This window comes from Alkalibacterium sp., from assembly GCF_046484155.1.
Classification (GTDB): Bacteria; Bacillota; Bacilli; order Lactobacillales; family Carnobacteriaceae_A; genus Alkalibacterium.
The window spans coordinates 1-10,821 of sequence record NZ_JAWOBT010000071.1; the positions used below are offsets into that span (position 1 = coordinate 1).

At 37.7% G+C, this 10,821-nt stretch carries 10 protein-coding genes; 3 read left to right on the forward strand and 7 right to left on the reverse strand.

All coding sequences use genetic code 11. From position 1 onward, the window contains the following. The 5 genes from R6U02_RS05405 to R6U02_RS05425 form a co-directional block, all read right to left on the reverse strand. Positions 1-232, reverse strand: a 232-nt coding sequence (locus R6U02_RS05405; protein WP_410262615.1) for an SDR family NAD(P)-dependent oxidoreductase, incomplete at its 3' end; no start/stop codon positions are given. 136 nt (positions 233-368) lie between these two features. Continuing rightward, complete coding sequence (locus R6U02_RS05410; RefSeq protein ID WP_410262616.1) at positions 369-1,022, reverse strand: YczE/YyaS/YitT family protein; 654 nt, start codon at positions 1,020-1,022, stop codon at positions 369-371. Positions 1,023-1,196: 174 nt separating this feature from the next. Further along, the gene (locus R6U02_RS05415; RefSeq protein WP_410262617.1) at positions 1,197-3,947 is read right to left on the reverse strand and encodes a YfhO family protein; all 2,751 of its coding nucleotides are present in this window, start codon (positions 3,945-3,947) and stop codon (positions 1,197-1,199) included. Further along, the gene (locus R6U02_RS05420; RefSeq protein ID WP_410262618.1) at positions 3,940-4,356 is read right to left on the reverse strand and encodes a GtrA family protein; all 417 of its coding nucleotides are present in this window, start codon (positions 4,354-4,356) and stop codon (positions 3,940-3,942) included. Before R6U02_RS05420 ends, R6U02_RS05415 begins: the two co-directional genes overlap by 8 nt. Continuing rightward, the gene (locus R6U02_RS05425) at positions 4,353-5,318 is read right to left on the reverse strand and encodes a glycosyltransferase family 2 protein (protein ID WP_410262619.1); all 966 of its coding nucleotides are present in this window, start codon (positions 5,316-5,318) and stop codon (positions 4,353-4,355) included. The genes R6U02_RS05420 and R6U02_RS05425 overlap by 4 nt, the downstream gene beginning before the upstream one ends. A 355-nt stretch (positions 5,319-5,673) precedes the next feature. On the opposite strand from R6U02_RS05425, the gene yghU reads away from it, so the two are divergent. Beyond that, complete coding sequence (gene yghU, locus R6U02_RS05430; protein WP_410262620.1) at positions 5,674-6,459, forward strand: glutathione-dependent disulfide-bond oxidoreductase; 786 nt, start codon at positions 5,674-5,676, stop codon at positions 6,457-6,459. Positions 6,460-6,527: 68 nt separating this feature from the next. Here the strand turns inward: yghU and R6U02_RS05435 are convergent, their stop codons facing one another. Next, positions 6,528-7,439, reverse strand: coding sequence for a GRP family sugar transporter (locus R6U02_RS05435; RefSeq protein ID WP_410262621.1), 912 nt, complete (start codon positions 7,437-7,439; stop codon positions 6,528-6,530). A gap of 251 nt (positions 7,440-7,690) precedes the next feature. Here R6U02_RS05435 and R6U02_RS05440 point away from each other — a divergent pair, with 251 nt between their 5' ends. Continuing rightward, positions 7,691-8,605 carry an NERD domain-containing protein gene (locus R6U02_RS05440; protein WP_410262622.1) on the forward strand — a complete coding sequence of 305 codons (915 nt, stop codon included), beginning with the start codon at positions 7,691-7,693 and terminating at the stop codon, positions 8,603-8,605. Positions 8,606-9,232: 627 nt separating this feature from the next. Here R6U02_RS05440 and R6U02_RS05445 read toward each other — a convergent pair. Continuing rightward, a complete protein-coding gene (locus R6U02_RS05445; protein WP_410262623.1) occupies positions 9,233-9,844 on the reverse strand; it encodes a fasciclin domain-containing protein in 612 nt (203 codons plus the stop codon). A 312-nt stretch (positions 9,845-10,156) separates the two neighbouring features. Between R6U02_RS05445 and R6U02_RS05450 the strand changes: the two genes are divergently transcribed. Beyond that, positions 10,157-10,687 carry a DUF308 domain-containing protein gene (locus R6U02_RS05450; protein ID WP_410262624.1) on the forward strand — a complete coding sequence of 177 codons (531 nt, stop codon included), beginning with the start codon at positions 10,157-10,159 and terminating at the stop codon, positions 10,685-10,687. Positions 10,688-10,821 lie beyond the last annotated feature (134 nt).

Consider the following 10,821-nt stretch of genomic DNA (forward strand, 5'->3'; position numbering starts at 1 on the left):
CTCTGTCAGAAGCATTGGCCAAGTCAGCCACAACCAGCATCACTTTCGCATTCGGCCGCTCGCTTTCAATGGCTTCTTTCAGTTGGTTCAAGACCGTTTCCTTTCTACCTGTGATCGTAACAGCCGCACCCATAGCAGCCAGCACCTTCGCCGTTTCGTAACCGATTCCGCCAGTGGCTCCTGTAATCAAAGCATGTTTACCCGTAAAAACGTCAGATGTAAAAATAGACATACTATTCCTCCTAAGTTGTTTGATCTATTAGTGAAAAAATCTATTAAGCACTTCTTCTGAATACACGTGATCAATAATACCGTTACCAGCTTATTTGATCACGCTGATGCACTGAACAGGTTTCAAAGGAAATAAATTAAATTCGTATTTCCTCAATAATTCCTCTCTTCGATAATACTGGATGAACTTTCTCGATGAAAAACCCCATTAAAGGCCCAAATATCAGCATCCCTATAATTGTCCCTTCTCTAACTGATGGGACCAAGCCAAATATAAGTGTTAAGGCAACTGAAATAACTACAAACAGAATATCAGCTATCTGTCTGATCACAGCAAACTTTAACGGAACTTTCTTCGACAATACCATACAGAAACTTTCTATAGGAAATGTAACAAGGTTCAGCATCATTACCATACTTACAGAAAAAATCGCTAAGACTAAAGCTAAGATGAAAATTATCAGAGATATCACATAACTATTAAACTCAACAGATGCAAATAAATTATAATAAAAATAATTGACCAGCACACCAATTAATATACTTAAAGGGATTTGCAGTAAACGGTTAAAGCCAAAATCCTTTTTCAGAATGATCAACTGACCTATCACACAGGACAAGTTCAATATCATAGAAACGGTCCCGATTCTTATACCTGACAGTAATGATAATGATTGGATCAAGGCATCAAAAGGCCCCAATCCCACAGAAGCTTTAAGCATAAACGTAATCGCTAAAGCCACCCCAGCTGAGAAAAGCGATAGCAAAGCGTACCCTTTGTAATTTATCATTGTCTTCATCTCCACACACGTGTATTTGTTGTTATGATTCTATTAAAATTATATTGAGGGGTGAGTCATAGTCAGTTTAGCACATATAGACACATTGTTCTCCCTCGATTTCTATACAATATATTGTATGCTTTTGACCGGTTAGTTAGAATAAAAAAATCAAACTGTTCCTATCTAATCATTACTTTTTATACTATTCGTTTTGCTCCATCTTTTCATATTGAGGGCGGCTAAAATAATCCCTACTAGAGTTAGACCCATACTCATTCGTAAATATGGCGTACGATACGTGAACTCTATGTTGTTCTCTCCAGCAGTCAGCTCGACCCCTACGAAGCCTAAATTCGTTTTTAACACGTCACTTTCTTCACCGTTAACGACTGCTGACCATCCTGTGGAAAAGGGAATAGCGGTAACCAAAATTTCGTTTGCGTCAGCAGTTATTTCTCCTTCTAACCTTTCATCTGAGAAAACATGAATATCTAAAGCTCGTGCTCTTTTTTCAGCAGCGATGCGTTCGTCTTCTTGAGCACTGACAGGTACGGCATAAACGGTTATCTCATCTAAGGCATATATTCCAGGCTGATCCACGACAATTTCCACTTGCTCTTTTTCATCTTTTTCTGTCACGTAGCCCATATTAAACAGCATATGCTCCCGATGGAAAAATGAGCTGAAACTGTATTGATCTGACTGATAAATACTTTTCCTCTGGTGACCATCGTTCACTGCTAAACGATAATTCGTTGATTGACGCAGCCATGGTGATTGTTCAAATGGACGGTAGTCTAACCCGTCTAAACGGATAAACCACTCGTGTCCGATCAGTTCATTAGGATTTTCTAAAACGATCGTAAACTGTGTGTTTTCTTCCTCGATTCGAATAGCATCATCAGGTAGAATGATTGTTTCATTCTCATCGTTCTTCACTTCAAAAAGCACCTTTTTCACGTCACTTTCATTAGACGATTTTTCCAGTGATAATTCCTGATAGACACTTTCTTCCAGGACTACATTTCTAACTAAAGTGGCTTCTCTTTCCACTGCATTCAGTTCCATAAAATCATTCTCTGGGAGGGCATTCCCGATAGCATATGCAAAAGGGTAAGCATCCGTAGTTTCAGCTAAAATGTACTGCTCATTTTTGTTGTTGCTCAATTCTTCAACTACTTCATACCCAAAAGGAAGATACGACTCATTCTCGGAATCCGTAATGACGTAACGAACGCCTAATAAATGATTGGCTACACGTCTGTCGTCGATACCGTTTCTAAGGGGTTGAATGATCTGAAACCCTGCCGTTTCAATCGCTTCTGCAAAATCGGCGACATAGCCATTCGTAATGGATAAATAGGAATTCAGTCCCATTACATCTAAGTATAAAAATTGGTTTCTCACATGGCTATCCTGAGAAGTGACTCCCACACGGTATGGGTCTAAGCCTCTGTCTGGTAAGTATTCTGGTCCATCCGCTAATACCTGCTGATATGCTTCTTCAGCTGTTCCATATTCAATAGAACTGTCCATTACATTCATGCCAAATGGGTAATAATAGTACAAGGCATTGGCAGTCAAATTCAACATAACTAGAGCTATCACTAAGCGATTTTCATTGAGATAAGAGAGTTTTTTATCTGATGGCAGCTTAAGATATCCCCATATTCCCCAGCCTAAAGCAATCGGAAAAAGCATATAAGGAATCGACCAATCAACAAAAACCCACGAAATGAAGGGAAATACAGAAAACAGAATCAGTACCCTCTTCATTTTCTGCAAGTAGTCAGTATCCATGTGTTCACGGTGGTCCAAAAAGTGAGCTAGAGCCAGTGAAAAGAAGAAAGCCAATGAAAACGAAAAGCGATTATAAGGTCCAGAGAAACCGTTCATCATCGACCCGAAAAAAGGAAACAATGCGAGTATGAATAATATGATAACCGTCGTTCGAATAAATCGATAGTCTGGTTTTTTCCAGATGTACACAAATCCAAATACTGACAGGATAGGAAATCCTCCGATAAGCCAAAAGTAACTTCCGGGACTGACTGTATGCTGGACCAAAGCTAAATAATACTCCAGCGGATAAAACAGAAGATTGATGCCTATCTCTCCTGATTGACGAGAAGAATCCAAAAATCCAAGAACCATAGGCAAGAAAAGGCTAGCTGAGATCAACAAGCCGACACTATAGGCATAAGCTGCCTTCAGAAAGACCTTTGTAAATGATACCCAGTCCCATTTTTTGTTAAGATACGCAAACCGGACCAGCGCGTATAGAACAGTTAAAAGAGTTAATTTATAAAAGAAATAAAAATTACTTAACGCACTTATCGTCACTGCCACCATAAACAAACGATTGGATCCACCTTTTAGAATCTTCTCAATCCCTAAACTTAAAAGAGGGTACCAGATTAAAGGCAACAAAAAGAACGGATGGCGTATCACATTAAAAATAACGAAATGTGTAAATGCGTATGCAATCGCTGCAGCCAAACCGGAATGATGAGAGAGATGCTGACTTCGAAGAAAGAATAAAAAACTGATCCCGATTGCCCATATACGTAGCAGAATAAGGATGTGGTAAGCAGCTTCCATTAAATGAGTTGGGAAAAGTAACCCTAAATAAACAAATGGATCTCCGATAGCATAATATCCGTAGGAATAAAGAACATCTGCACCTAGACCGATATTCCAATCCCATAAGGATATACTGCCTTCGTTAATCGATACTCTAATTTCAGAAATATAATCAAAGAACAACTGATAATGCTGTGTAAAGCCATCTCTTTCCCAAATGAAGGACGTGTTAGTCCAAACAAAGTAGCTATAGATCGAACAAACCATTACGAGAAAAAGTCCGGTATATACTATAAACGTGCGAGATGTGATGTTTCTTTTATCTGTCGATTTCCTCGTTTCTTCATGCATGTGTATTCCTCTTTCTAAAAACAATAAATTTACTGAACGCATAATTGAGCAGAACGACGACGACTTCGGTCAATAGTTTAGATACATTGGTGTTGATGTCGAAATAGGCAACCAAAACCCACATACTTAACATGTCATAGAATCCAGAACCCAAACGAAAGCCAACAAATAAAGTGAACTCTCTAAATAACATTTTGCGATCCGCTGTTTGGGATTTAAAAACATATTTTTTGTTCATGTAAAAAGAAAAGAGAATTGCCACAATAATAGATAATGCATTGGCAATTAAATAAGAGATACCAATAACACTATCGAACAGGTAAAATATGGAAAAATTAACAATCGTTGTCAGTACACCAAAAAAAATATAATCGATCCACTGATGGTACTTTGAATACAGTTGCTTCATGCCTTATCTTCCTTACTCTTCTCTATATTTGAGTCATTACCTGATTTTTCGCGAATAAAATAAGGGGGTCTATTCTTGGTCTCAATGAACACTCTCCCTAAATACTCACCCATCACACCAAGTGAAATCAATTGAATACCCCCGAGAAACAGAATGCCTGCTAAAAGCGTTGGATAACCCGCCGCGTCCGTTCCCCAAAAAAGGGTTTTCATTATTTCAATAAGCAAAAACACAAATGAAAAGAACGAGATTACAAATCCGACATAAGACCAGACCCTCAGTGGTATAGTGCTGTATGAAGTGATTCCATCTAAAGCCAATTTAAACAGCTTCGAAAAATCCCACTTTGTCTGCCCCGCTGCGCGTTCATCTGCCACATAAGTTAGTTTTTTCTTTTTAAATCCGATCCATCCATACATTCCTTTTGTGTATCGTTCACTCTCACGTAATTCTCGCAGTGCTTGAACACATTTTTTATCGAGCAAACGGAAATCACCGGCCAACGGAAAAACTTTTTCAGTCGTCATTTTCTGGATCACCTTATAATACACCCTTGAAGTCCAATCTTTGAATTTACTCTCACCTTCTCTATCCACTCGAACAGCATATACATCATCGTAGCCTTTTTTCCACCACTTCACCATTTCCAATATCAACTCAGGTGGTTGTTGTAAATCTCCATCAATAACTACCACTGCATCGCCATCTGCATAATCAAATCCTGCCAGCATCGCCAATTCTTTGCCAAAATTTCTTGATAAATCGACGTAATTTACTCTCGGATCTGTTTTTCTTGTTTCTTTGATTATTTCTAATGTCTGATCTTCACTTCCATCATTTATAAATAAAAAGTCGCACTTAATGTTGGTTAGGCTTTTACTCATGTTGTCCAATCGGCGAACTAATTGAGGTAGTGCTTCTTCTTCATTATAAACAGGAATCACTATAGTTATTGTTTTCATCTTTTCCTCCAGAATTTTACTCGCTGACCTTTTAAATTATTCCCTTTATTGTATCATGATGTCTTAGAAATTGCTTTTTATACAATTATTGCAAGAAAATTCCAATGACTTGATGCTACAAAATACTTTTATTACATCAAAACATTTTCCATTTTGCGCTTATAATCATTTCTAAAACTTCATCAGACGTATCTGGATACTCTATCGGAGTATAAAAATCACATTTCATTTTCAGACTTTATAATGCTCATAAGGTGTATCAATTTTTCAAGTAAACAAATGTCATAGTCATCTGTTAGATTTCTTGTTTTAAAAATTATTAATCAGTATACTGAATATAAAAGGAGCGGATACGATGTCAAACTATAAAACACCTAAAGTATGGGAATGGAATCAGAAAGAAAAGAATAAATTTGGTAACCAGCCTGTCGCAGGAAGTCGATTTGAACAAACACTTCCAGTTGGTGAACATCCCTTGCAAGTCTATTCATTAGGCACACCTAATGGCATAAAGGTAGCGATCATGCTGGAAGAGCTGAAAGAAGCCGGCGTCATGGAAGCTCAGTATGACTTATATAAAATTGATATAACAAATGGTGATCAGTTCGGGAGTGACTTTGTTGAAATCAATCCCAACTCGAAAATACCGGCGATGATGGATCATTCACAGGACGAACCGGTTCGTGTGTTTGAATCAGTCAACATTTTATTATATTTAGCTGAAAAATTTGGACAGTTTGTCCCGACTTCACTGGCTGAGAGAACGGAACTGATGAACTGGCTGTTCTGGCAAACAGGGGCTGCACCCTATCTAGGTGGCGGCTTTGGTCACTTCTACGCCTACGCACCCTTTGCACAAGAGTACCCGATCAATCGGTTCACCATGGAAACCAAACGCCAGCTGGATCTGCTCGATAGACACTTAGCCGACAAGGAATACATCAATGGCGACGAGTATACCATTGCGGACATGGCAATCTGGCCTTGGTACGGGCGTCTGGTTCAAGGCGACTTGTACGGCGATGCCGCTGCGTTTCTAAAAGCTGATGAATACACGAACTTGAAAGAATGGGCTGACCGAATCGGTGAAAGACCTGCAGTCAAACGTGCACTGGATCTAGAATACAAAGATATAAAATAAAAACTCATATTTATTGGAGAAAAACTCGAAGTGTCGATTACGACACTTCGAGTTTTTATTTACCAGCTTTAAATATTGATCAAAATGAGTGCGATAATGGTCATTGCGATGGCCAGCTGATTCTTCCGCGCGATTTTTTCTCTATAAATGAGTAAGCCGCCTATATTTATCAATACGATACTCCCGGCACTGTAGATAGGAAAAGCCACTGAGGTCTTCAGTGTATCCAAAGACAGAATCAGAAAGTAAGATGAAAACAAATTAGGGATGCCTACTGCAAAGCCCGTTAGTATATCTTTAAGTGTTGCCTTCCCCTTTGTATTCATAGTGTACGTCACACTAATCAAAAAGGCGACGAAAAATACTGCAAATAAAAAAACATCTTTATAATCGTTCAAGGCATACTTCTGATAAATCTTGTTTGAAAATTCTGCCATTCCACCAAAGATAAAAAGAAGTAACAGTGTTGGTTTAAAATCAAATGTTTTGATAGACTTTTTAGACAAATTGATAACAACGATCGATACTAATGATAATAGAATGCCTATCCACTGAATAGATGTCGGAAATTCTCTCCAGATAAGTATTGAAAAAATCATTGGAATAAGTATGCCTAACTTTGCTAGCGTTCCAGATATCCCTACCCCATTGTCTCTCACACTTTTTTGATAATAGACAAACGATAGGAAAAAGAAAACACCTGCTATTCCGCCGACAATGATTCCCCAGATAATACTTGAATACGGTGATAAAATGTACTGATCGTTTCCCATCAATAAAATTAATTCATCTATAAAAGGAATTTCTCGGGGAACGCCATTCAAGATTCCCTGGTACATAATCATGATTAAGCTCGTTACAAATGCAATAAAATAATTGGCACTTGTGATGACGTATCTATTTGAATCTGTATTTTCCGTATATTTAAAAATGAGTGCAATGGACGCACTGCATAAAATGGCTAAAAACAAATAAAACATAACTCCTCCTTTTAAATAGCTGCAACTTCTCACTCTAGTTTAATTGGAAAGCTTCAGTTATTCTATTTTTAAGTATACCATCTAAAGGAAACCAAGTAATCCTGATCTTAATTAGAGCCGAAACAGTTGTTGTACTTGATTGGCTCTTTTTTGAGTGCTGATTCTCACGAAGGCTCCTCATTTCTAATTATTTCTATGAATAAAATGAGAAATATTTCTAATTGTAAATAGTAATAGTGTGGAGGTGTAAAATGCTTATAAAAAAACAAAGAAATAAACCGGATTTACTGACAGCACTGGAATTGCTGGACAAACGGCTAACTCTTTCTTACAGAGAAAAGCAGCACTTGTTAACTCTATCTAAAGGCTATGTTGGCGAAGTAATCTTTGATTCTTTAGTGGGGAAACACCTCACTAGCGATGCTCTCATCCTGAATGATCTGTCACTGGTTATCGGGAATACACCGATTCAGATTGATTCACTTATAGTGACTTCAGATGCTATTTATTTATATGAAATCAAAAATTACGAAGGCAACTACACCAATCTGACCGGACAGTTTCGTACGGATTCCGGCCAGGACATCGTCAGCCCAGCAGGTCAGTTAAACCGCACAACAACAGTATTTAAGAAGTTAGTTGATCAATGGGACCATGCTATATCCATCGTACCGAATGTCGTATTCGTCAACTCTTCGTTCTTTCTTTATGAGTCCAAAAGGGAAACTCCATTTATATTCCTTCCTCAAATAATATCCCATTTTACTAGTATCAATCGTCGATGCGATACATTGTCAGCTAAAAACTACCATATTGCCGACCGGTTACTGGTGGAAAGTCAAAAAGAGCTTCCTTACCAGAGGAAGCTGCCTTTGTATGATTTTAAAGATCTCAAGAAAGGACTGACATGCAGTTGCTGCGGATCGTTTGACTTGAAAAATTCCTCTAAGATGAGTCTCTGTCGTTCCTGTGGACATACTACTTCACTCAACAAGCTTTTCCTGTCTGAAGTTCAGTCATTTAAGTTTTTGTTTCCTGAAGCACAACTGACATGCAATGTTATGCACGAATGGGGTAGTGGATCTCTTCCAAAACGCAGGATCAGAGCAATTCTAAATACGGAATTTACAATTAATGGGTTTGCCAAGTCATCTCATTATACTTAATAGCCTAGAAAGGAAACGGCTTGTCAAGACAAGTTATTTTTTCCATCTTTGAAGAGCTTTTGTTCTCTCAATGTCACTGTCAGAGAGGATTGAGACCAGTTCACGGTCCTAACACTAACTAACTGGTCACTATATCGCTATAGAGACCAGTTCCTGAATCGTATGAAACTGAAGTAGTCTCACAACTCATTTAGTGACTAGTTAATTTAATATCCTAAAAAGAACTGGTCTCAATAAGCCTTTTGAAACCACTTCATTCAGCTTTTCTCGATCAACTAGTCTCAATATTGTTTTAGTGACTAGTTCTACAAACAGATTGATATCAAGCGGTCTCAAAACCATTTTTGAGACCACTTCGTACCACTATTTGGTATGAATTAGTCTCTAAAAAGACTGACCAGTCTTTTTTCCATATTAGTGCTCTTCCTTATAGGAAAAAGCCTCGCATCGCTGCGAGGCTTCCGATATTCGCTCCAATAATGCTTTCCAATAAAAAAATTGCTCCCTCTGACAAAAGTCAAAGGGAGCGATTTTTTATTTTCAAGAACAAAATGAAACTATCATTAAAGTAGATAAGCATACATTTTCAGATTACTGCATTAATGATGAGGAAAATGCATCGGTGGATTACTCTGCTTCTACTTCTTGTAATTCAAAATCAGAAGGAACCAAGACGGTATCGATTGCGTGTATAACACCGTTTGACGCTTCGATATCGGTTGTAATAATTGTTGATTCATTCACCATGGGATCACCTGACAAGTCAAAAGTCACTTCTTCTCCATTAACAGTTTCTGCTGTCATACCATCTGTTAAATCACCGGCTAAAACATTACCGGACACAACATGATACGTAAGAATTTGTTCTAAATCTGGTTGTGCGAGTAATTCCTCGACTGTAATATCTAATTCACCTAACAGTGTGTCAAAGGCAGCGTTAGTCGGCGCAAACACTGTGAATGGTCCTTCCCCTTGAAGCGTTTCAACAAGGTCTGCTTCTTCAAGAGCAGCGACTAAGGTACTAAAATCAGGATCACCTTGTGCAATAGCGACAATGTCTACTCCGGCTTCCTCTAGCAGCTCATCATCTGCCATTTCATCGTCAACCGGCTCTTCAACAGCTGGGTCTTCATCGACTACTGGTTCGTCCGTATCATCGGTCCCACAGGCGGCAATTAAAGCTAGAGCTGAAAAAGAGAGAACACCCAATCGTAACCTCTTCAATACTTCTTTGTTCATAAAAATCCTTCCTTTCTAATAGGGTCCACAGAATGTTTCGACAATAGAAAATAAACAATTCTTTTTTACACCATTATATTAATCAAAAGAATACTAGAAGTCAATTAAGAGGCTCAAGGGAAAAAAATGTGCCAGTTATTTGTGACTGACTCAAATAGGACTTATTATATTAGATATTCATTCTTCAAAAATTTACATGTTAAAATTTATATTGTGAAGAAAATCAAGAAATGGCAAGTCAAGCCATATTACTTGACTTACCATCTTTATAGACTTAAGCTCATCCTATAAAATAAAGTAAAGGAGGGTTTAATGATGAAAAAAGAACGTTATAAGTTTCTTTTTCAAGGTATTCTGTGGTTGATTTTAGGTGTACTTTTTATGTCAGATCCAATCAGTCAAGGTGCTTTATTTTTGACGGTTATCGGGGTTGCATTAATTCTTGTGGGTATTGTAATTATTATTGACGGTTTCTTTATGACGAAAGAAATGAAGTATCGAATATTGCGTGTACTTGAAGGCTTTTTATTTAGCGGTTTTGGTGTGGTTTTCTTTTTAAGAAACCCAGCACGCGGAGCTTTTCTTGTAATTACTCTTGTTGTTATCATGATGATGATTTTAGCTGTCACTAATACTATTGCTATTTTTAAATTAAAAAATAATATTAAATGGGTTGCTATCACGCTGAACATCCTAGTGATTTGGTTTGGTATCCAATCCTTACTTGACCCACAACTAGCCGTGCTTATTTTTTACTGGACTGTTTCCTTTCAATTAATTTTCACTGGTGTTAACCATATTATGATGTACTTCCTTATTCCTAAATTAAAAAACGTTGAGTAAACAATTTAATTCAAATAACCAACAAGGCAGCCCCTATCAACAAAGGACTGCCTTGTTGGTTAATAATAAATTTTTACAGATTGCTTTACGATTAATGCATTCGTTCCTTTTAGTTTGTTGCTTCTTTCATCAAT